This window comes from Rhodococcus sp. NJ-530, assembly GCF_003860625.1.
Classification (GTDB): domain Bacteria; phylum Actinomycetota; class Actinomycetes; order Mycobacteriales; family Mycobacteriaceae; genus Rhodococcus_F; species Rhodococcus_F qingshengii.
The window spans coordinates 1,827,078-1,847,635 of record NZ_CP034152.1; the positions used below are offsets into that span (position 1 = coordinate 1,827,078).

The window sequence follows — 20,558 nt, forward strand, 5'->3', positions numbered from 1 at the left end:
CTGTGCGCGCCATGGTGGTTACGGAACTGTCCGGTCCCGAAGGAATTGTCGCGCAGGAGGTTCCCGAGCCCGCAGCCGAAGGTCTTGTTCTCATCGATGTGAAGGCAAGTGGCGTCTGCTTTCCGGACCTGCTCATCACCTACGGCAAGTATCAGATCCGCCCGGAACCGCCGTTCATTCCCGGCGCGGAGATCTCGGGCGTCGTGGTCTCCGCGCCGGAAGGGTCGGGTTTCGCTCCGGGCGATCGTGTTCTCGCGGCCGCGTATCTGGGTGGGTATGCAGAGCGGATTGCCGTCAACCCGGCGCAGGTACTCCGAATTCCGGACGGACTCGCCTTCGACGAGGCGGCCTCGCTGATCATCAACTATCAGACGATGGAGTTCGCGCTCGCTCGTCGCGCGAAGATCGTCGCGGGGGAGACTGTCGTCGTGCTCGGCGCTGCAGGCGGAGTCGGAACGGCAACCATCCAGCTGGCCAAGGCGCACGGTGCCCGGGTGATCGCCGTGGTACGACGCGAGGGCGTCGATGACTTCTTGCGTGAGCTCGGTGCCGACGAGGTGGTCGCGCTGGCCCCGGGATGGGGAGAGCGGATTCGGGAACTGACCGACGGCGTCGGCGCTCAGATCGTGGTGGATCCGGTGGGCGGCGATGCGTTCGACGACGCGGTCCGGGTTCTGGCACCCGAAGGACGACTCGTGGTGATCGGATTCGCCGGCGGCGGTATTCCCGAGGTAAAGGTGAACCGGGTGCTGTTTCGCAATATCAGCATTGTCGGCGCGGCATGGGGTGAGTTCACGCGTACCAATCCCGAGGCGGTAGCCGAGGTACACGCATCGCTGGTAGAACACGTCCGAAACGGCTTGCGTCCGCTGGTCAAGGCACGGTATCCGCTTGCCGATGCAGCAGTTGCCCTGGCTGATCTCGAAAGCGGCAAAGTTCTCGGAAAGGCCATCTTGCTGCAGGAATGATTCTTCGCAACGTGATGGTGGTCACCAAATAATAAGTTGCAACATGTTTTCATTTGGGCAATAGTTGCAACCGCACTACCATTTGCCAGGTGATCGCTTCCGATTCTGATGACCTGTATGGAGCACTCGACGAGTTGTTCACTCGCCTGATGAGCGCCGGTGATTCGGAGTCGATCGATGCGTTGATCGAACTGGATCTCTCGTTCTCTCAGGTGCGTGTGCTGTTCGTACTTGCACAACGTGATGCGGCGATCCCGATCAACGAGGTTGCCGACGAGCTTCGGCTCTCGGTGGCAGCTACGGGGCGGAACATCGATCAGCTCGTGAACATGGGTCTGGTCGATCGCCGTGAAGACGAGCGGGACCGACGCGTCAAGCGGGTTTCCTTGTCGGAGGCCGGTCGTAAGGTGACGACCAACCACATCGAGTGCAAGCGCGGCCAGCTTCGCGAATTCGCGTCGCGTGTTCCTGAGCCAGAGCGGATTCGTTTGTTCGAGGCTCTCAAGCCCATTCTCGCGGGTGACTATCTGCGAGCACTTAACCAGGAGACTTCGCGATGACATCGCCGAACGCGCCGGCACCGGCGTCCGACAAACTTGACGGGGCGGTCCTCAAGATCGCTTCCGTGGTGGTGCTCGGCGCCATCATGTCGATTCTCGACGTAACCGTGGTGAGCGTCGCGCTCACCACCTTTGCCGAGGACTTCGAAACTTCGTACGCCACCGTCGCGTGGACGATGACGGCCTACACCCTCGCTTTGGCGACGGTCATTCCGGTTACCGGTTGGGCTGCCGACCGTTTCGGCACCAAGCGCCTCTACATGACGGCCCTGGTGCTGTTCGTGCTCGGTTCGGTCGCCTGTGCGATGGCGTGGGACATCACCTCGCTCATCGGCTTCCGTGTGCTCCAGGGCCTCGGCGGCGGCATGTTGATGCCGCTCGGTATGACCATCATGACCCGGGCCGCCGGTCCGGACCGCGTCGGTCGCGTCATGGCAGTTCTCGGTATCCCGATGCTGCTCGGCCCCATCGGTGGCCCGATTCTTGGTGGTTGGCTGATCGAGGCCGCGAGCTGGCACTGGATCTTCCTGATCAACCTGCCGATCGGCATCATCGCGTTGGCAGCAGCATTCATCATTCTGCCGTCCGACAAGGCGAAGCCTTCGGAGTCGTTCGACTTCCTCGGCATGATCCTGCTGTCGCCCGGCCTGGCGCTGTTCCTGTTCGGTGTGTCGTCCATCCCTGAGGTGGGAACCGTCGCGTCCGCTCGGGTTCTGGTGTCGGCCGGTATCGGTCTGGCGCTGATCATCGCCTTCGTGTTCCACGCGCTCAACAAGGATCACCCGCTGATCGACCTGCACCTGTTCAAGAACCGTCAGTTGACCACCGCCGTCATCACGACGTCGCTGTTCATCGTCGCCTTCATGGGCGCCGGGTTGCTGTTCCCGAGCTACTTCATCCAGGTCGGCGGTCACACCACGCTCGCGGCCGGATTGTTGATGGCTCCGCAGGGTCTGGGCGCTATGGTCACCATGCCGATCGCTGGTCGACTGGTCGACAAGATCGGCCCGGGCAAGATCGTCCTGACCGGTTTGCCGCTGATTCTCATCGGTTTGGGTGTGTTCACACAGGTTGCCTCGGATTCCCCGACGTGGCTGCTGATGGGCGCCTTGTTCGTCATGGGCCTCGGTATGGGTTGCACCATGATGCCGCTGATGACCGCAGCTATCGTGACGCTCTCCAACGAGCAGATTGCTCGCGGCTCCACCCTGATGAACATCGTTCAGCAGACCGCAGGTTCGATCGGTACCGCCGTGATGTCGGTGGTCTTGACCAACCAGCTTCTCGATCGTGGCCTCGACACGACGATGGTCGGTGCGGCCTCGCACATTCCGACCGAACCGGGAAGTCCGCAGGAGTCTGCTGCGAATTCGATTCTCAGTGCGGCGTCGGATGCCTTCGGTAACACCTTCCTCGTTGCCACTGTGCTTATCGTCCTGACCCTCATCCCGGCGTTCTTCCTGCCGCGGAGCAAGACCACCAGGCCGGTGGCCGAGGGCGAGACGGCAACGCCGATCGTTATGCACTGACCGCTTTTCGGTAGATCGTTCGTCCAGGTGAGGGCGGCACACATCTTGTGTGCCGCCCTCACCTTTTTGCCGTGGAATACAGCTGGATGGTTGAATGTTTGATCAGTTACATGCAAACGCATGGATCTAGTTCGCGGAGGAGCAACCATGCAGTTCGGAATCTTCACGGTCGGTGACGTCACCACTGATCCCACGACGGGTAAGACCCCGACAGAGCACGAGCGCATCAAGGCCATGACGACCATCGCCAAGCACGCCGAGGAAGTCGGTCTCGACGTCTTCGCGACCGGCGAGCATCACAACAAGCCGTTCGTGCCGTCATCTCCGACCACGATGCTCGGATACATCGCGGCCCAGACCGAGAAGATCACGCTCTCCACGTCCACGACGCTGATCACCACCAACGACCCGGTGAAGATCGCCGAGGATTACGCGATGCTTCAACACCTCGCCGAGGGGCGCGTCGACCTGATGATGGGACGCGGAAACACCGCGCCTGTGTACCCGTGGTTCGGCAAGGACATTCGCGCCGGTATCCCGTTGGCGCTCGAGAACTATCAACTTCTTCGCCGGCTCTGGGACGAGGAGGTCGTGAACTGGCAAGGGGAGTACCGCACTCCACTCCAGGGATTCACGTCCACCCCGCGCCCGCTGGACGGCGTCGCGCCGTTCGTGTGGCACGGCTCGATCCGCAGCCCCGAGATCGCGGAGATCGCGGCGTATCACGGCGACGGATTCTTCGCGAACAACATCTTCTGGCCGAAAGAGCACTACATCGAGCTGATCAATCTTTACCGCCGGCGTTACGAGCATTACGGCCACGGGTCCGCGGATCAGGCGATCGTCGGTCTCGGTGGTCAGGTCTTCATGCGCAAGAACAGTCAGGACGCGGTCAAGGAATTCCGTCCGTATTTCGACAATGCTCCGGTGTACGGCCACGGGCCCTCACTCGAAGAGTTCACCGAGCAGACGCCGCTGACCGTCGGTTCCCCTGAACAGGTCATCGAGAAGACGTTGGCGTTTGCCGATTTCTTCGGTGACTACCAGCGCCAGCTGTTCCTGATGGATCACGCCGGACTGCCGTTGAAGACGGTGCTCGAGCAGCTCGATCTGCTCGGTGAGGAAGTTGTTCCGGTTCTGCGCCGTGAGTTCGCGGCCAGGCGGCCAGCACATGTGCCGGACAACCCGCCCACTCACGCGTCGATGAAGGCGGCTCGTGAGGCAAGCAGTGTCACTGCCTGACGAGCAACCGCCTGAGGTTCCGGTCAGCACCACCGAACTCGCCACCGACGCCTGGGAAGCCTTGTTTCGCGCCCAGGTGTCGGTGATGCGGCGGCTCTCTGCCGACGACGTCTGGGATCAGGTGTCGATGCGCGAGTACGACGTGCTGTTCACGCTGAGTCTTGCGCCGAGTAGTTCCCTTCGCCTGCATGACCTGAATCGGGAGATATTGCTGAGCCAGCCTTCGCTCAGTCGCCTGGTGGAACGGTTGGAGGGCGAAGGTCTGGTAACGAGAAGTGTTGATCCACAGGATCGCCGCGGGACGATCGTGCAACTCACCGAAACGGGTGCAGCGCTGCAGAAATCAGTGGGTCGCCGTCATGCGGCGAGCATTCGCCGCCACGTCGGACCGGCCCTGGACGCGGATGAACTTCGACTGTTGGCCGAATTGTGCACGCGTCTGCGTCTCGCGCAGTCATGACTGGAGGCAGGATGGACGATATGAGCAACCTCGAAGCGCAGCCCGTCGAGCAGGAATGCGAAGGCCATCCGGCGGAGAGCGAGATTCAGATCCTCACCCCGCGCGACGTACCGCTCGGTGGCCCGCGGGCCATGCGAGTGCGACGCACCCTCCCGCAACGCGAGCGTTCGCTGATCGGGGGATGGTGTTTTGCAGATCATTACGGTCCGGATGACGTCGGCTCAGGACCGGGCATGCATGTGCCGCCGCATCCGCATACCGGTTTGCAGACGGTGAGTTGGCTGTTCACCGGAGAGATCGAGCACCGTGACAGCATCGGTTCCCATGCGATGGTACGGCCGGGTGAACTGAATCTGATGACGGCCGGGAGTGGGATCGCGCACTCCGAGGTGTCGACGCCGAATACGAAGGTTCTGCACGGGATGCAGTTGTGGGTGGCGCTGCCGGATGCGGCGCGCGATACCGCACCCGCGTTCGTTCACTATCGACCGGAGCCGGTGACCACCGATGGTGTCACGCTCAGTGTGTTCCTCGGTTCGCTCGCCGGTGAAACGTCTCCGGTGTCTACCTTCACCGAATTACTCGGTGCCGAGGTGATTCTCGATCCTGGGGCCGAGATCGCCCTCGATGTCGATCGTTCACATGAGCACGGCGTGATCGTCGATCAAGGATCGGTTGTTCTGCGTGGTACCACTGTCGGCTGGGCCGAGTTGGGTTATCAAGCACCGGGTTTCGGAAAACTGACTTTGCGCAATCCGGGATCCGAACCGGCTCGACTGCTACTTCTCGGCGGGAAACCGTTGGGCGAGCAGGTCATCATGTGGTGGAACTTCATGGGCCGTACACACGAAGAGATCGTCGAGTATCGACGCAAGTGGCAGGCCGAGCTTGCCTCCGGATTCGACGGCAGCGTCCCGGACCGGCGTTTCGGCGTCGTGCCGGGATACGACGGTCCGGCGCTCCCGGCACCCGAGTTGCCGAACAGCACGTTGCGGCCCCGAGGCTAGTCGTTGCTCTTGCTGCTACCGGCCGCGAGCGTCGTTTCGATCAGGCTTGTTCGATGTCCTGGTGAGCCTTCGCGAGCATGATGTAGCCGGCGCCGTTGGCGGTGATACCGGCCTTTTCGCCTTCGGAGAGTTCACGTTTGACCTTGGCGGGCACGCCGGCGACCAGTGATCCAGGCGGGATTTGCATCCCCTGAGACACGACGGCGCCGGCTGCAATCAGTGACCCCGAGCCGATGTGTGCGCCGTTGAGCACCACGGCACCCATGCCGACGAGAACGTCGTCTTCGACGGTGCACCCGTGCAGCACTGCGTTGTGGCCGACCGAGATTCGTTCGCCCAGCACTGCGGGGAACGTCGGGTCGGCGTGCACGGTGCAGTTGTCCTGAATGTTGGTGTCAGCGCCGATGGAGATCGATTCTGCGTCGCCGCGGATGACCGCGCCGTACCAGATGCTGGCTCCCGCAGCGATGGTCACCGCGCCGACAACGGTGGCGTTGGGTGCGATGAACGCACTTTCGTCGATCTGCGGGGTGTTACCGAGAACGGTGGCGATTATCGGGTTGGTCATGGTTCTCCTGTGCGTTGGAATGACGTGCTCTGACGGTACCTGGACTACTTCGCTGTGGGTTTTCGATTCATGACGACTGTGCCGACGCCCGCGGCCACCACCAGTGCGATGGCCACGAGTGCGAACGCGTCGAGCGTTTGCCCGATCACGAGGACTCCGGCCAGTGCGGCCGCTGCGGGTTCGAGGGCGATGAGGACGGCAAAGACTTTCTTGGCTAGAGAGCGCAGCGCCCACATTTCCAAGCTGTACGGGATGACGGACGAGAGGACGGCGACGGCTGCGCCTGCGGCGAGCATCGTCGGATCCAGCAGTTCACTTCCGCCCGAGACGACGCCGAAGGGCAGCGTCAATACGGCCGCGACGATGCTTGCGCCTGCCAACCCGTCGGCGCTCGGGGGCGTCGCGGCCAGGTGGGAACCGGCCACGATGTATCCGGCCCACGCAGTAGCGGCGATCAACGCGAACATCACCCCGATCGGGTCCAAACCGGATTCGCCGTGATCGCCCAACCCGAGCAGCAACACTCCGCCGAAGGCGAGCAGCACCCATGCTCCGTCGGCCCACCGACGAGACAGAACTGCGGCCAGGGTGAGCGGTCCGAGGAACTCGATGGTGACGGCCGTTCCGATGGGCACCGTGTCGAGGGCGAGGTAGAAGGCGCCGTTCATCACGGCGAGGGCGATGCCCAGCGCGAAGATGCCTTTGCGCTGCCGGTTCGACCATCTGCTCCATCGCGGGCGGACGATGACGCCGAGGATGATCGCGGCGATCGTCAGCCGCAGCGTCGTGGCTCCGGCCGGCCCGATCTGCGAGAACAGTGTCGTCGCGAATGCCGCTCCGAACTGGAGCGACAGTATCGACGTGAGGACTGCTCCGACCGGCAGTAGTTGACTGCCGGCCTTCATTCTCCGGTGAACTCGGGACTTCGACGCTCGAGCATCGCGGCGACGGCTTCGTGGTGATCTCGGGTGTGGTGGGCGATCGACTGCATGGCGGCCGAGAGTTCGAGCAAGCTCTCGAGGCTCTGGTGCTGGCCCTCGCGGAGGAGCTTTTTGGTCATGCGGAGTACCTGCGGGGGATTGGCGGCTACTCGAGCTGCCAAAGCGTGCGCAGCGGAAAGCAATTCTTCGGGCTCGGTCACCTGCGAGACCAGACCCCAGTCGAGTGCCTTCGCAGCATCGATCGGTTCACCGGTGAACGCCATCTCGGCCGCGCGGGCGTTGCCGATCGCGCGGGGGAGCAGCCACGCTCCGCCGTCGCCGGGAATGAGTCCTACCTTGACGAAACTCTCGGCGAAGACTGCGGCGGTCGAGGCGATGCGGAGGTCGCACATGAGTGAGAGGTCGCAGCCCGCTCCGATGGCCGGGCCGTTGACCGCCGCGATGGTCGGCACCTCACACGTGTACAGCGCGAGCGGGATGCGTTGGATGCCGTGCCGGTAGCCCTGGCGGATCTCGCCGGGTGCGCCACCGAACATGCCCTCCTTGTCTCGCATGTGCTTGACGTTGCCGCCGGAGGAGAAGGCCGATCCGGCCCCCGTCAGAATGACCGTGCGCACACTCTGATCTCGGTTGACCGCGGTGACTGCGTCTTCGAGGGCCTCGATCATGTCGATCTCGGAGATCGCATTGCGGGTGTCCGGGCGATTGAGGGTCCACGTGACCACATCGCCGGTTCGCGAGATCAGTACGGCGTCGCTCATGGGTGCTCCTGGTTGTCGATGGCAGTTGAGCTCAGTCTCTCACCACAGGATTTCGCAATAACAATCATTCGTGCTTGATTTTTATGGATGTGAGTGTGATGCTGGTCGCATGGCCGAACTTCAGACGTTCATCGATGACTTGCGGGCCGAAGGCGAGAGCCTCGACGCCCTGGTTGCGGATCTGCCCGAGGAGAAGTGGGCGACAATGACGCCTGCGGAAGGGTGGACCATCGCACATCAGATCGGGCACCTGCACTGGACGGACAGTGCAGCGATCCTGGCGATCACCGACCCGGACGGGTTCGCGGAGCAGTTGAAGGCGGCGTTCGTGAACCCGGCAGGGTTTGTCGACGACGGTGCTGCCGAACAGGCGGCCCGCCAGCCGGCGGAGTTGCTCGCCGATTGGCGAGCGGGGCGCACCGCTCTCGTCGAGGCGCTCACCGCCGCCCCGGCCGGAACCAAGTTCCCCTGGTACGGCCCGCCCATGGGCGGTGTCTCCATGGCTACCGCGCGACTGATGGAGACGTGGGCGCACGGGCAGGACGTTGCCGACGCACTCGGCGTCGAACGCGCTCCGACGGCGCGCATCAAGAACATCGCTCACCTGGGTGTGCGGACGCGAAACTTCGCGTACTCGGTCAACGAGAAGACGCCGCCCGCCGACGATTTCCGGGTTGAGTTGACCGCGCCGGACGGGTCGCTCTGGACCTGGGGGCCGGAAGATGCGCCGCAGAAGGTCACCGGGCCGGCGTTGGACTTCTGCTTGCTGGTCACCCAGCGTGCCAATCGCGCCGATCTCGATCTGGTCGCCGTGGGTGCCGATGCGGACGAGTGGCTCGGGTTCGCGCAGGCCTTTGCCGGACCCAGCGGTGAGGGACGAGCCGCCGTCGGATCCAGCGGTGAGGGACGAGCATCGAAGGTGGGCAAATGAGTTCGGTACGGATCGGTAACTGCTCCGGGTTCTACGGCGACCGCGTCTCGGCGATGCGCGAGATGCTCGAGGGCGGCGAACTCGACTACCTGACCGGCGACTACCTGGCCGAACTGACGATGTTGATCCTCGGGCGGGATCGGATGAAGGACCCGTCGCTCGGCTACGCGAAGACGTTCCTGCGGCAGGTGGAGGACGCGCTCGGCCTTGCGCTCGACAAGGGGGTGAAGATCGTCGCGAATGCAGGCGGTCTCAATCCCGCCGGACTGGCCGACGCGTTGCGCGAGGTCAACACCAAGCTGGGGTTGAACGCGAAGATCGCCCACGTCGAGGGCGACGATTTGATCTCTCGGGCAGACGAACTCGGACTCGGCTCCCCACTGACGGCCAATGCGTACCTCGGCGCCTGGGGCATCGTCGAAGCATTGTCGGCCGACGCCGATGTCGTGGTCACCGGACGGGTCACCGATGCGTCGGTGATCGTCGGTCCGGCCGCTCACCATTTCGGTTGGAAGCGAGATGATTTCGATCAGCTTGCCGGTGCTGTCGCGGCGGGCCACGTCATCGAGTGCGGAACCCAGGCCACCGGCGGCAACTACGCGTTCTTCACAGAGATTCCCAATCTGGGCCGGCCTGGCTTCCCGATCGCCGAGATCAACGCGGACGGAACCTCGGTCATCACCAAGCACGCCGGAACGGACGGCGAGGTGAGCGTCGGCACGGTGACGGCGCAGCTGCTGTACGAGATCACCGGTGGACGCTATGCAGGCCCGGACGTGACGACCCGCATCGACAACGCAGTGCTCACCCAGGAAGGCCCGGACCGGGTGTTGATCAGCGGCGTCACGGGCGAGGCTCCGCCGCCGCAGTACAAGGTCTCCCTGAACACGCTGGCCGGGTTCCGTAACGAGGCCACCTTCATCCTCACGGGTCTCGACATCGAGGCCAAGGCCGATCTGGCGAAGACTCAGCTCGAATCCTGGCTGACGAAGAAGCCCGCCGAACTGGTCTGGACTCTCGCTCGCACGGATCATCCGGATTCCGACACCGAGGAAACCGCGAGTGCGTTGCTGCGCTGCGTGGTTCGCGATTCCGACCCCAAGGTGATCGGTCGCCCTTTCTCCGCGGTTGCGGTGGAAATGGCACTTGCCAGCTACCCCGGCTTCTCGCTGACGGCTCCGCCGAGCAACGGCCAACCGTACGGAGTGTTCACCCCCGGCTACGTCGACGCGGGATCGGTGCCGCACGTGGCCGTACTGCCGGACGGCACGCGCGTGGACATCGCTCCGTCCACGTTGACGCAGGACCTCGAACCCGTCGGCGAACCGGAGCGTCCGGAGCCGTTGCCGCCACAGACGTCGCTTTCAGTACCACTCGGCACGATCGCCGGTGCCCGTAGCGGCGACAAGGGCGGAAATGCCAACGTCGGCGTCTGGGTTCGCACGGACGATCAGTGGAAGTGGTTGGCGCACACACTGACCGTCGAGATGCTCAAGGAACTGCTACCGGAAGCAGCAGACCTGAACGTCACTCGCTACCAGCTTCCGCACCTTCGTGCCGTCAACTTCGTGATCGAGGGAATTCTCGGTCAGGGTGTCGCCTCGCAGGCGCGGTTCGATCCGCAGGCCAAGGGAATTGGTGAATGGCTGCGTTCGCGCCACATCGACATCCCGATTTCGCTACTCCCCGTAACTGACGAGAAAGAGGATTCACGGTGACCGTGTGGACCACACCGGAAAGGCTTGCGCTTCGCGAGACCGTACGCGGATTCGTGAACCAGGAGATTCTGCCGCATCTGACGCAGTGGGAGCGAGACGGCGAGATTCCGCGCGAATTGCACCGCAAGGCAGGCGCTCTCGGACTCCTCGGGGCCAGCGCACCCGAATCGGCCGGTGGTGAGGGCGGCGACGCCGTCGACTCCATCGTGATCTGTGAGGAGATGCATCAGGCAGGTGCATCGGGCGGGCTGTTCGCATCGCTCTTCACCTGCGGCATCGCGGTGCCGCACCTGATCGCGGCCGGCGACGAGGCGCAGATCGAGAAGTGGGTCAAGCCGACCCTGCGCGGCGACAAGATCGGCTCGCTCGCCATCACCGAACCCGGCGGTGGCAGCGACGTCGGCCACCTGACGACAACGGCCAAGCGCGACGGTGATCACTACGTCGTAAACGGGGCCAAGACGTTCATCACCTCTGGTGTTCGCGCCGACTTCGTTGTCACCGCCGTCCGCACCGGTGGCCCTGGTGCGGGTGGTGTCTCACTGCTCGTGATCGAGAAGGGCACACCGGGATTCACCGTCTCGCGCAAACTCGAGAAGATGGGCTGGCGCGCATCCGATACCGCGGAACTGTCCTTTGTCGACGCTCGGGTTCCGGTGGAGAATCTGGTTGGCGCAGAGAACAGCGGCTTCGCACAGATCGCCCAGGCATTTGTTTCCGAACGTGTCGCTCTCGCCGCGCAGGCGTATGCCAGTGCAGAGCGTTGCCTGGAGCTGACCCTCGAATGGTGTCGCGCCCGCGAGACTTTCGGTCGCCCCCTGATCAGCCGGCAGGCCGTGCAGAACACCGTCACCGAGATGGCCCGCAAGATCGACGTCGCCAAGGTGTACACGCACTCGGTGATCGAACGGCACATGGCCGGTGACGGCGATCTGATCGCCGAGGTGTGCTTCGCCAAGAACACGGCAGTCGAGACGGGCGAATGGGTTGCGAACCAAGCCGTTCAGCTGTTCGGCGGCCTCGGATACATGCAGGAAAGCGAAGTGGAGAGGCAGTACCGGGACATGCGAATTCTGGGAATCGGTGGCGGAACCACCGAAATCCTCACCGGCCTCGCGGCCAAGCGATTGGGGTATCAGTCATGAGTGTCATCCGGTCAACACTGGACACCAATTCCGAGGTGTACAAGACCGCAACTTCGACCATGAACACCAAGCTCGCCGAGATCGAGGTCGAGCACGCCAAGGCGTTGGCGGGTGGCGGCGAGAAGTACACCGAGCGGCACCACAAGCGGGGAAAGCTCCTGGCACGCGAGCGGATCGAACTCCTGCTCGATCAGGATTCACCGTTCCTCGAACTGTGTCCCCTCGCTGCGTGGGGGAGTGACTTCCCGGTCGGCGCCAGCACTGTGGTCGGTATCGGCGTCGTCGAAGGTGTCGAATGCCTGATCGTCGCCAACGATCCCACCGTGCGCGGCGGCACCAGCAATCCGTGGACGCTGCGTAAGGGATTCCGGGCCAACGACATCGCCATGCAGAACCGCCTCCCGGTGATCTCCCTCGTAGAGTCCGGTGGCGCAGACTTGCCGACGCAGAAAGAGGTGTTCATCCCGGGCGGGCGTATGTTCCGTGACCTCACTCAGCTGTCCGCAGCCGGAATCCCCACCATTGCACTGGTCTTCGGTAACTCGACGGCCGGCGGTGCGTACATCCCGGGCATGTCCGACCACGTCGTGATGATCAAGGAACGCTCCAAGGTGTTCCTCGCAGGCCCGCCGCTGGTCAAGATGGCCACCGGTGAGGAATCCGACGACGAGGCACTCGGCGGCGCCGAAATGCACGCTCGCAAGTCCGGGTTGGCCGACTACTTCGCCGCCGACGAGCAGGACGCGATCCGCATCGGGCGCTCGATCGTCAAGCGGCTCAACTGGACCAAGAAGGGGCCGGCGCCGCGCGCGGAGATCATCGAACCGCTCGAGGATCCGGAAGAGTTGCTCGGCATCGTTCCGGCCGACCTTAAGATCCCGTTCGATCCGCGTGAGGTCATCGCCCGTATCGTCGACGGTTCCGACTTCGACGAGTTCAAGCCGCTCTACGGTTCCTCCCTCGTGACCGGGTGGGCCGAGCTCAACGGCTACCCGATCGGCATCCTGGCGAACGCACGTGGAGTGCTCTTCAGTGAGGAATCACAGAAGGCCACGCAGTTCATCCAGCTCGCCAATCGTTCCAACACGCCGTTGCTGTTCCTGCACAACACCACCGGGTACATGGTGGGTAAGGAATACGAGGAGGGCGGCATGATCAAGCACGGATCGATGATGATCAATGCGGTTGCCAACTCCAAGGTTCCGCACATCTCGATCCTGCTCGGAGCGTCCTACGGCGCCGGTCACTACGGTATGTGCGGACGCGCGTTCGATCCGCGGTTCCTCTTTGCGTGGCCCAGTTCCAAGTCCGCCGTCATGGGCGGTGCGCAGCTCGCCGGCGTCATCTCCATCGTGGGACGCGCTGCTGCCGAGGCGCGCGGCCAGGTATTCGACGAGCAGGCCGATGCCGGCATGCGCGCGATGATCGAGAACCAGATCGAGGCCGAGTCACTCCCGATGTTCCTGTCGGGTCGTCTGTACGACGACGGCGTCATCGATCCCCGAGACACCCGCACCGTGGTGGGAATGTGCCTGTCGGCCATCGCCACCGCCCCGATCGAAGGCACCGACAACTTCGGCGTCTTCCGTATGTGAGGCACGCCGTGACAATCACTTCAGTACTGGTCGCCAATCGTGGCGAAATCGCCCGCCGTGTCTTTGCAACCTGCCGCAAGAACGGAATCGGCACGGTCGCGGTATTTTCCGACGCAGATGCCGACAGCCCGCACGTCGCCGAAGCCGATGCTTCGGTTCGCCTGCCGGGTAACACGCCCGCCGAGACCTACTTGCGGGGTGAGCTCGTCATCGCCGCCGCCAAGGCTTCGGGCGCCGACGCGATTCACCCCGGATACGGATTCCTCTCCGAGAACGCGGAGTTCGCGCGCAGCGTCATCGACGCGGGACTGACGTGGATCGGCCCGCCCGTCGAATCCATCGAGCTCATGGGGTCGAAGGTCGAGTCCAAGAAGATCATGGACGCCGCCGGAGTGCCGGTGCTCTCCGAACTCGATCCCGCCGCGGTGACCGAGGCTCATCTGCCGGTGCTGATCAAGGCGTCGGCGGGCGGCGGCGGACGCGGAATGCGTGTCGTTCGTGAATTGTCGGCGCTGGACGGCGAACTGGAAGCGGCGCGGCGTGAGGCGCAGTCCGCTTTCGGCGACCCGACAGTCTTCTGTGAGCGGTACCTCGAGACCGGTCGGCACATCGAGGTTCAGGTCATGGCCGACCGCCACGGTGCGGTGTGGGCGGTGGGGGAGCGCGAGTGCTCGATCCAGCGTCGGCATCAGAAGGTGGTCGAAGAGGCACCGTCGCCGCTCGTGCAACGCATCCCCGCCATGCGCGACAAGCTGTTCGATGCCTCGCGGCTCGCCGCCAACGCCATCGGTTACGAAGGCGCAGGAACCGTTGAATTCCTGGCTGACGAAAAAGGCGACTTCTTCTTCCTGGAAATGAACACGCGTTTGCAGGTGGAGCATCCGGTCACCGAGTGCACCACTGGACTCGATCTGGTGGAACTCCAATTGCAGGTCGCTTCAGGTGAAGCACTTCCGGACGAACAGCCGGAGATCCGGGGGCATTCGATCGAAGTGCGCCTGTACGCCGAGGACCCCGCCAAGAACTGGCAGCCGCAGAGCGGAACCGTCCACCACATCGAGTTGCCCGGTGACCCGCAAGAATTCAGTGTTCTGCGTGAGCAGGGCGTTCGCCTCGACTCCGGCGTCGTCGACGGCAGTGTTGTCGGCGTCCACTACGACCCGATGTTGGCCAAGGTCATCTCGTACGCGCCGACGCGGACCGCAGCTGCCCGGCTGCTCGCATCGACGCTGGCGCGCACCAGGATTCACGGCCTGCGCACCAACCGCGACCTGCTCGTCAACGTCCTGGCCCACCCCGCCTTCATTGCCGGAGACACCGACACTGCCTTCTTCGAGACTCACGACCTCGAGAAGCTGTCTACGCCCTTGGCCGATACCGCCGCCGAAAGACTCTCGGCGCTGGCGGCGGCACTTGCCGATGCCGCGCACAACCGGGCGTCGGCCCGCGTCATCGGCCGCTTGCCCAGCGGGTGGCGCAACCTCCCGTCGCAGCCGCAGAGCAAGAGCTATTCCACTGCGTCGGGCGAGTACGACGTCCGCTACTCCCTGAGCCGAAGCGGCGTGCTGAGTGCAGAAGGCTTCGACGACGTGCGCCTGGTATCGGCAACTGCGACCCGGGTAGTGCTCGAGCAGAGCGGAGTACAGCGCTCGTTCGACGTTGCGGCCTACGGGAGTGAGATTTTTGTCGACTCCTCGCTCGGACCCGTCGCGTTGACGGCAGCACCGCGCTTCGTGGATCCGTCGGCAGAAGTCGCCGCCGGTTCGTTGCTCGCTCCGATGCCGGGATCGGTCATCCGCCTCGGTGCCGCACTCGGTGACACCGTCACCGCCGGCCAGCCGATTCTGTGGCTGGAGGCCATGAAGATGGAACACACCGTCACCGCGCCGACTGCCGGTGTCCTGGTGGAACTTCCGGTCGCCGTCGGCCAGCAGGTCGAGGTCGGATCGGTACTCGCACGTGTGGAAGAACCCGCTACAGAAGAGGAAGCATGATGAGTTTCATCGAAACCGAAGAGCAGAAGGAACTGCGGGCATCCGTTTCCAAACTGGGTGAGCGCTTCAACTACGTCGACTACGTGCTGCCCAAGGCGCGAAAGGGGGAGCCGCTCACCGAATTGTGGAACGAGGCGGGCAAACTCGGATTCCTGGGCGTCAACCTGCCGGAGGAATACGGCGGCGGCGGTGCAGGCATCTACGAACTCGCGCTGGTGCAGGAGGAATTGGCGGCGCAGGGTGCCGGTCTGCTCCTGGTTGTCGTATCCCCGGCCATCTGCGGCACCATCATCGGCAAGTACGGCACGGCGGAGCAGAAGCAGCAGTGGCTACCCAGCCTCGCCGACGGCTCCAAGATCATGGCGTTCGGAATCACCGAGGCCGACGCTGGTTCCAACTCTCATCAGATCACCACGACGGCACGCAGGGATGGCGACGACTGGATCCTGAGCGGCAACAAGATCTACATCTCGGGTGTCGATCAGGCTGACGCGGTCCTCGTCGTTGCGCGGACCGAGGACTCCAAGACGGGCAAGCTCAAGCCCGCTCTGTTCATCGTCCCCACGGATTCTCCCGGATTCGTGAAGACGCAGATGGAGATGGACATCATCGAACCGGACCACCAGTTCATCCTCTTCCTCGACGACGTCCGTCTGCCGGCCGACGCTCTGGTCGGCGAAGCCGATGCCGCCCTGATGCAGTTGTTCGCCGGCCTCAACCCCGAGCGCATCCTGGGTGCGTCGATGGCCATCGGCATGGGCCGTTACGCCCTGAACGCCGCAGTGAAGTTCGCCAACGAGCGCACGGTGTGGAAGACGCCGATCGGTGCGCACCAAGGCATTTCGCATCCACTCGCGCAGGTGAAGATCGAACTCGAGCTCGCCAAGCTGATGATGCAGAAGGCCGCGGTGCTCTACGACAGCGGTGACGATTTCGGTGCTGCCGAAGCCGCGAACATGGCCAAGTACGCCGCCGCCGAAGCCAGCATCAAGGCGCTCGATCAGGCGATCCAGACGCATGGCGGCGCAGGACTGACGAAGGAATACGGACTGGCCGCCATGCTCGGTGCGGCTCGTATCGCCCGTGTCGCGCCGGTGAGCCGCGAGATGATCCTCAACTTCGTCTCACAGCATTCCCTCGGTCTGCCACGGTCCTACTAGGAAGAGGCGACTCATGACGGATCAGGACAAGCCATACGTACGGTACGAAGTATCGGGCGGTGCTGCCACGATCACTCTCGACTCACCCCACAACCGCAACGCGATTTCGACGCGGTTGGTCACGGAGTTGCAGGCTGGGTTGACGTCGGCTGCCGCCGATCCGGCAGTTCGAGCGGTGGTACTCACCCACACCGGTGGAACATTCTGTGCGGGAGCCGATCTCAGTGAGGCCTCCGGTTCGTCCGCATCACCGGAGGACGCCGTCAAGGAGCGAGGACGGGGGATGCTGACACTCTTGCGCAGCATTCTCGAGCTTCCCAAGCCGGTGATCGGGCGGATCGACGGTCACGTCCGGGCCGGAGGCATGGGTCTTGTCGGGGCGTGCGACATCGTCGTCGCCGGACCGGCGAGCACCTTCGCGGTGACGGAATCACGGTTGGGTTTGGCAGCGTCCATCATTTCGCTCACGGTCCTACCGAGGCTCGACCAGCGATCTGCGAGCCGCTATCTGCTCACCGGCGAGAAGTTCGGCCAGCACGAGGCCGAATCCATCGGACTCGTCACCTCCGCGTCGCAGGACACGGAGGAGTCGATCACCGAACTGCTCGGCACCTTGCGCCAATGTTCACCGCAGGGACTTGCCGAATCGAAGTGGATCACGACGCGTTCGGTCCTGGCTGGATTCGACCGGGACGGCGAGGAGATGATCGCGCAGTCGGCTCGGCTGTTTTCCTCTGACGAGGCTCGTGAGGGCATGATGTCTTTCTTGCAGAAGCGTCCAGCAGCCTGGGCGCAGTAGAAACTGCGCAGCTGGGACACAGAAGCGCTGGAACACAGAAGTAGAAGGGATGGCGGCGCGATGACTCGAGAGCCCAAGCAGGACCGAAGTCGAGTCACGCGCTCCCACCTGCTCGAAGTGACTGTGGAGTGTCTCGCCGAACTCGGGTGGAGCGCAACGACGATGAGCGTCGTCGCGCAGCGTGCCGGGGTGTCCAGAGGCGCGATGCAGCATCACTTCCCGACCCGCGAGGACCTCATCACCGCGGCGCTCGAGGTGATGTTCGACGCCCGGATGGATCAGGCACGAAAGGAATCGACCGACCTTCCGGTGGGTGCCGGACGAACCGAGGCGATCATTTCGCGGTTGGTGGAGTACTACACCGGGACTCTGTTCAAAGCAGCACTGCAGGTGTGGACGGCCGCTGCCTCCGACCCCGACCTGCGTGCCCGCGTACTGCCCCTCGAGGAACGATTCGGGCGCATCGCGCACCGCATGGCCGTCGAGAGTCTGGGTGTCGACGACTCCGACCCGGTGACGCACCGCTTGGTACAGGCGACCCTGGACCTGGCCCGCGGGCTGGGGCTGGCTGATGTCTTGACAGACGACTCGCGCCGACGCACCGAGGTGGTCAAACAGTGGGCGGCGCAATTGGATTCCACGCTTGTTCGGGTACCGGTGGCAACTCCCTGAATCGGTAGCGGCGGGGCCGGCGCCGGTGCTCTCGACGCGCACGTGGCGTGTGTCGGGGGCCACCGAGAAGTACAGTCGGCTCCATGGCCGCACGCACTCTCACTTCGATCGGGACTTCGGTATTGGTCTCGGCTGCCGTGCTCTCGGCCGTGGTCGGCTGCAGCTCCGGTGACGGGTCCGTCGATCAGCCGGGCGACGGTGCGGGTTCGCAGGCACTCGCACCTACGGATCCGGGCCCGATGTTCGCCGAATGCGGCTCGGTGACCGACGAGGAAGTTGTCAACGCCTTCAATCTCGGCGCTTTTGCGACGACGACGCGCAACGGCGTCGGGTGCCAGTGGGAAGTCGCCGGTTCGAACGGTCCGAGCGTCAGTTTCTCCTGGTACCGCGGTAGCCCGATCGGCCGCGAACGGGCCGGGTCCGACCTGCTCGGACGTCCTGCCGACGACATCACGATCGGTGGACACCAGGGCTTCATCGCGTCCACCGCAGGTTCGTTGTGCGAGTTGGGTATCGCGTTCGGCGGAGACTTCGTGCACTGGTCGATCACCTACGGTTTGCTGCCACCGACCGCGGATCCATGCACGGTGGCGCGGGATCTGATGGAAAAAACAGTTTCGAGGGCACAGTGAAGTTCGAGGGCGCCGTGAAGCGCATAAGGATCGGACTCGCCTTGGCGGGGTCGCTGGTTCTGCTGACAGGCTGCGGCTCGGTGGTCACCGGGACTCCTCGTACGGAGGGCAGCTACGGCGGTAGTGACAGCCAGGAATTCGCGAACGTCCTCCAAGAATGCGAAGCCGTCACCGACGAGCAGATCGCCGGTGCCGTGGGTGCCGACGCCGTCGGGCGTGGGTTCTTCGGCGCTATCTGCCGTTGGGACGGCATCGGAGCTGCGGGTCCGATCAAGATCACCTTCAACTGGTTCGAGACGGGCACCCTCGATCACGAGCGCGCTGCATTCGAGCATCTGGGATACGTGGTGGCGAAAATCGACATCAACGGCAGTGGCGGGTACCAGGTTCGCCAGCCGGCCGATCCGCAGAGCTGCGGGGTGAGCGCGAGCGCACCGGCCGGGGGAGTGTTCGGTTGGTGGGTCACCGAGCCGCAAGGCGGCGCGGATCCGTGCGAGGCTGCGGCAAAGCTCGGCGCGTTGACGTTGAACCGCAGCATCTGATCGCGACCGGTCCGGCTGCGTGGTCTGAGTGTGCAGCCAGAGTGTCTGGTCAGAGCGTGAGGTCACTATCACCGTGGCCTCGCTTTGACCTCGTGGCGCGCCGACAGGTATCGTTATGGGTCGTGTCCGGCATGCCCGGGCCGATCTGTGTGCCTAGCTAGGTATTGCCGTGCGCGCGTTCGAGCAGAAACTGCTGATGAACGAGCATCCGGCTGCCTGTGTGGGGGTATGCGACACGCCCGACCTCGGGGGCAGTGCGCGGCATGAAAGTGCTGAGTACAGACTCTGAGGTGGGTGAGGAGCAGCAGCTCTCTTGCTCCAACTGCTAGATCCCTAATTTCAGAACAGCCACGTTTTCGAACGGCCCGAGTTCGCTCGAGCAGTCTGTTCGTCACAAGAAAGCCGGTAAATGCCAACCATCAACCAGCTGGTCCGCAAGGGTCGCCGCGACAAGACCGCCAAGGTCAAGACGGCAGCCCTCAAGGGCAGCCCGCAGCGTCGTGGCGTGTGCACTCGCGTGTACACCACCACCCCCAAGAAGCCGAACTCCGCGCTCCGTAAGGTCGCACGTGTTCGCCTCACGACTTCGGTCGAGGTCACCGCGTACATCCCCGGTGAAGGTCACAACCTTCAGGAGCACTCCATGGTGCTCGTCCGTGGCGGTCGTGTGAAGGACCTCCCGGGTGTCCGTTACAAGATCATCCGCGGCTCCCTCGACACCCAGGGTGTCAAGGGTCGCAAGCAGGCACGCAGCCGCTACGGCGCCAAGAAGGAGAAGAGCTAATGCCACGTAAGGGCCCCGCTCCGAAGCGCCCGCTCATCAACGACCCGGTTTACGGTTCCCCGTTGGTGACGCAGCTCGTCAACAAGATCCTGCTGGACGGCAAGAAGTCCACCGCAGAGCGAATCGTGTACCAGGCTCTCGAGCAGGCACGCGAGAAGACCGGCACCGATCCGGTCGTCACCCTCAAGCGCGCCCTGGACAACGTCAAGCCTGCACTCGAGGTTCGTAGCCGCCGCGTCGGTGGCGCTACCTACCAGGTGCCGGTCGAGGTTCGCCCCGGTCGTTCCACCACGCTGGCACTGCGCTGGCTGGTCACCTTCTCGCGTGCACGTCGTGAGAAGACCATGGTCGAGCGTCTCGCCAACGAGCTCCTCGATGCCAGCAATGGCCTCGGTGCAGCTGTGAAGCGTCGCGAAGACACTCACAAGATGGCCGAAGCCAACAAGGCATTCGCCCACTACCGCTGGTGATGTAAAGCGTCGGAGCAACTGCCATCGGGTGGGGCTCCGACGCTTGTCGCCGTTGGCGGCCTGATCATCGCGACGGATTC

The 20,558-nt window shown here is 63.8% G+C and carries 21 protein-coding genes; 18 read left to right on the forward strand and 3 right to left on the reverse strand.

Translation table 11 applies throughout. From position 1 onward, the window contains the following. Nucleotides 1-2 precede the first annotated feature (2 nt). The 6 genes from EHW12_RS08615 to EHW12_RS08640 all read left to right on the forward strand — a co-directional run bounded on the left by EHW12_RS08615 (nucleotide 3) and on the right by EHW12_RS08640 (nucleotide 5,766). Entirely contained in the window at nucleotides 3-968 is a 966-nt protein-coding gene (locus EHW12_RS08615) for an NADPH:quinone oxidoreductase family protein (RefSeq protein ID WP_003941986.1), read from the forward strand. An 89-nt stretch (nucleotides 969-1,057) separates the two neighbouring features. After that, nucleotides 1,058-1,528: a MarR family winged helix-turn-helix transcriptional regulator gene (locus tag EHW12_RS08620; protein WP_003941890.1), complete on the forward strand. Its 471-nt coding sequence runs from the start codon at nucleotides 1,058-1,060 to the stop codon at nucleotides 1,526-1,528. Next, nucleotides 1,525-3,057, forward strand: coding sequence for a DHA2 family efflux MFS transporter permease subunit (locus tag EHW12_RS08625; RefSeq protein WP_003942006.1), 1,533 nt, complete (start codon nucleotides 1,525-1,527; stop codon nucleotides 3,055-3,057). The genes EHW12_RS08620 and EHW12_RS08625 overlap by 4 nt, the downstream gene beginning before the upstream one ends. 147 nt (nucleotides 3,058-3,204) lie before the next feature. Next, nucleotides 3,205-4,299 carry an LLM class flavin-dependent oxidoreductase gene (locus EHW12_RS08630; protein ID WP_054187847.1) on the forward strand — a complete coding sequence of 365 codons (1,095 nt, stop codon included), beginning with the start codon at nucleotides 3,205-3,207 and terminating at the stop codon, nucleotides 4,297-4,299. Continuing rightward, a complete protein-coding gene (locus EHW12_RS08635; protein WP_007728410.1) occupies nucleotides 4,286-4,759 on the forward strand; it encodes a MarR family transcriptional regulator in 474 nt (157 codons plus the stop codon). Before EHW12_RS08630 ends, EHW12_RS08635 begins: the two co-directional genes overlap by 14 nt. A gap of 20 nt (nucleotides 4,760-4,779) precedes the next feature. Then, nucleotides 4,780-5,766, forward strand: a complete 987-nt coding sequence (locus tag EHW12_RS08640) for a pirin family protein (RefSeq protein ID WP_039972959.1) — start codon at nucleotides 4,780-4,782, stop codon at nucleotides 5,764-5,766. A gap of 40 nt (nucleotides 5,767-5,806) precedes the next feature. Here the strand turns inward: EHW12_RS08640 and EHW12_RS08645 are convergent, their stop codons facing one another. The 3 genes from EHW12_RS08645 to EHW12_RS08655 are packed head-to-tail and all read right to left on the reverse strand — an operon-like array spanning nucleotide 5,807 to nucleotide 8,036. Beyond that, the gene (locus tag EHW12_RS08645; protein ID WP_003941993.1) at nucleotides 5,807-6,334 is read right to left on the reverse strand and encodes a gamma carbonic anhydrase family protein; all 528 of its coding nucleotides are present in this window, start codon (nucleotides 6,332-6,334) and stop codon (nucleotides 5,807-5,809) included. Between the two features lie 44 nt (nucleotides 6,335-6,378). Beyond that, nucleotides 6,379-7,239: an EamA family transporter gene (locus EHW12_RS08650; RefSeq protein ID WP_125050497.1), complete on the reverse strand. Its 861-nt coding sequence runs from the start codon at nucleotides 7,237-7,239 to the stop codon at nucleotides 6,379-6,381. Then, complete coding sequence (locus tag EHW12_RS08655; protein WP_047268912.1) at nucleotides 7,236-8,036, reverse strand: crotonase/enoyl-CoA hydratase family protein; 801 nt, start codon at nucleotides 8,034-8,036, stop codon at nucleotides 7,236-7,238. The genes EHW12_RS08650 and EHW12_RS08655 overlap by 4 nt, the downstream gene beginning before the upstream one ends. 109 nt (nucleotides 8,037-8,145) lie before the next feature. Here EHW12_RS08655 and EHW12_RS08660 point away from each other — a divergent pair, with 109 nt between their 5' ends. The 12 genes from EHW12_RS08660 (at nucleotide 8,146) to rpsG (ending at nucleotide 20,478) form a co-directional block, all read left to right on the forward strand. Continuing rightward, nucleotides 8,146-8,967: a TIGR03084 family metal-binding protein gene (locus EHW12_RS08660; RefSeq protein ID WP_003941918.1), complete on the forward strand. Its 822-nt coding sequence runs from the start codon at nucleotides 8,146-8,148 to the stop codon at nucleotides 8,965-8,967. Next, on the forward strand, nucleotides 8,964-10,685 hold the full coding sequence (locus tag EHW12_RS08665) for an acyclic terpene utilization AtuA family protein (RefSeq protein ID WP_125050498.1): 1,722 nt from the start codon (nucleotides 8,964-8,966) through the stop codon (nucleotides 10,683-10,685). The genes EHW12_RS08660 and EHW12_RS08665 overlap by 4 nt, the downstream gene beginning before the upstream one ends. After that, nucleotides 10,682-11,830, forward strand: a complete 1,149-nt coding sequence (locus tag EHW12_RS08670; protein ID WP_042921024.1) for an acyl-CoA dehydrogenase family protein — start codon at nucleotides 10,682-10,684, stop codon at nucleotides 11,828-11,830. Before EHW12_RS08665 ends, EHW12_RS08670 begins: the two co-directional genes overlap by 4 nt. Then, a complete protein-coding gene (locus tag EHW12_RS08675; RefSeq protein ID WP_042921023.1) occupies nucleotides 11,827-13,425 on the forward strand; it encodes a carboxyl transferase domain-containing protein in 1,599 nt (532 codons plus the stop codon). The genes EHW12_RS08670 and EHW12_RS08675 overlap by 4 nt, the downstream gene beginning before the upstream one ends. A gap of 8 nt (nucleotides 13,426-13,433) precedes the next feature. Beyond that, entirely contained in the window at nucleotides 13,434-15,419 is a 1,986-nt protein-coding gene (locus tag EHW12_RS08680; RefSeq protein WP_125050499.1) for a biotin carboxylase N-terminal domain-containing protein, read from the forward strand. Further along, a complete protein-coding gene (locus EHW12_RS08685; RefSeq protein WP_003942033.1) occupies nucleotides 15,419-16,579 on the forward strand; it encodes an acyl-CoA dehydrogenase family protein in 1,161 nt (386 codons plus the stop codon). The genes EHW12_RS08680 and EHW12_RS08685 overlap by 1 nt, the downstream gene beginning before the upstream one ends. A 13-nt stretch (nucleotides 16,580-16,592) precedes the next feature. Beyond that, a complete protein-coding gene (locus EHW12_RS08690; protein ID WP_007728400.1) occupies nucleotides 16,593-17,378 on the forward strand; it encodes an enoyl-CoA hydratase family protein in 786 nt (261 codons plus the stop codon). 60 nt (nucleotides 17,379-17,438) lie between these two features. Next, nucleotides 17,439-18,050, forward strand: coding sequence for a TetR/AcrR family transcriptional regulator (locus EHW12_RS08695; protein ID WP_003942008.1), 612 nt, complete (start codon nucleotides 17,439-17,441; stop codon nucleotides 18,048-18,050). 83 nt (nucleotides 18,051-18,133) lie between these two features. After that, complete coding sequence (locus tag EHW12_RS08700; RefSeq protein ID WP_003941874.1) at nucleotides 18,134-18,682, forward strand: DUF3558 domain-containing protein; 549 nt, start codon at nucleotides 18,134-18,136, stop codon at nucleotides 18,680-18,682. Continuing rightward, entirely contained in the window at nucleotides 18,679-19,224 is a 546-nt protein-coding gene (locus tag EHW12_RS08705; RefSeq protein WP_125050500.1) for a DUF3558 domain-containing protein, read from the forward strand. The genes EHW12_RS08700 and EHW12_RS08705 overlap by 4 nt, the downstream gene beginning before the upstream one ends. 409 nt (nucleotides 19,225-19,633) lie before the next feature. Further along, nucleotides 19,634-20,008, forward strand: coding sequence for a 30S ribosomal protein S12 (gene rpsL, locus EHW12_RS08710; RefSeq protein ID WP_003941908.1), 375 nt, complete (start codon nucleotides 19,634-19,636; stop codon nucleotides 20,006-20,008). Next, a complete protein-coding gene (gene rpsG / locus EHW12_RS08715) occupies nucleotides 20,008-20,478 on the forward strand; it encodes a 30S ribosomal protein S7 (protein WP_003941856.1) in 471 nt (156 codons plus the stop codon). The genes rpsL and rpsG overlap by 1 nt, the downstream gene beginning before the upstream one ends. Nucleotides 20,479-20,558 lie beyond the last annotated feature (80 nt).

Bases quoted from the DNA above. Each gene is read 5' to 3' on its own strand.
- EHW12_RS08625 (WP_003942006.1), top strand. From the start codon at position 1,525: ATGACATCGCCGAACGCGCCGGCACCGGCGTCCGACAAACTTGACGGG.
- EHW12_RS08630 (WP_054187847.1), top strand. From the start codon at position 3,205: ATGCAGTTCGGAATCTTCACGGTCGGTGACGTCACCACTGATCCCACG.
- EHW12_RS08640 (WP_039972959.1), top strand. From the start codon at position 4,780: ATGAGCAACCTCGAAGCGCAGCCCGTCGAGCAGGAATGCGAAGGCCAT.
- EHW12_RS08645 (WP_003941993.1), bottom strand. From the start codon at position 6,334: ATGACCAACCCGATAATCGCCACCGTTCTCGGTAACACCCCGCAGATC.
- EHW12_RS08650 (WP_125050497.1), bottom strand. From the start codon at position 7,239: ATGAAGGCCGGCAGTCAACTACTGCCGGTCGGAGCAGTCCTCACGTCG.
- EHW12_RS08655 (WP_047268912.1), bottom strand. From the start codon at position 8,036: ATGAGCGACGCCGTACTGATCTCGCGAACCGGCGATGTGGTCACGTGG.
- EHW12_RS08660 (WP_003941918.1), top strand. From the start codon at position 8,146: ATGGCCGAACTTCAGACGTTCATCGATGACTTGCGGGCCGAAGGCGAG.
- EHW12_RS08665 (WP_125050498.1), top strand. From the start codon at position 8,964: ATGAGTTCGGTACGGATCGGTAACTGCTCCGGGTTCTACGGCGACCGC.
- EHW12_RS08675 (WP_042921023.1), top strand. From the start codon at position 11,827: ATGAGTGTCATCCGGTCAACACTGGACACCAATTCCGAGGTGTACAAG.
- EHW12_RS08685 (WP_003942033.1), top strand. From the start codon at position 15,419: ATGAGTTTCATCGAAACCGAAGAGCAGAAGGAACTGCGGGCATCCGTT.
- EHW12_RS08690 (WP_007728400.1), top strand. From the start codon at position 16,593: ATGACGGATCAGGACAAGCCATACGTACGGTACGAAGTATCGGGCGGT.
- EHW12_RS08695 (WP_003942008.1), top strand. From the start codon at position 17,439: ATGACTCGAGAGCCCAAGCAGGACCGAAGTCGAGTCACGCGCTCCCAC.
- EHW12_RS08700 (WP_003941874.1), top strand. From the start codon at position 18,134: ATGGCCGCACGCACTCTCACTTCGATCGGGACTTCGGTATTGGTCTCG.
- rpsL (WP_003941908.1), top strand. From the start codon at position 19,634: ATGCCAACCATCAACCAGCTGGTCCGCAAGGGTCGCCGCGACAAGACC.
- rpsG (WP_003941856.1), top strand. From the start codon at position 20,008: ATGCCACGTAAGGGCCCCGCTCCGAAGCGCCCGCTCATCAACGACCCG.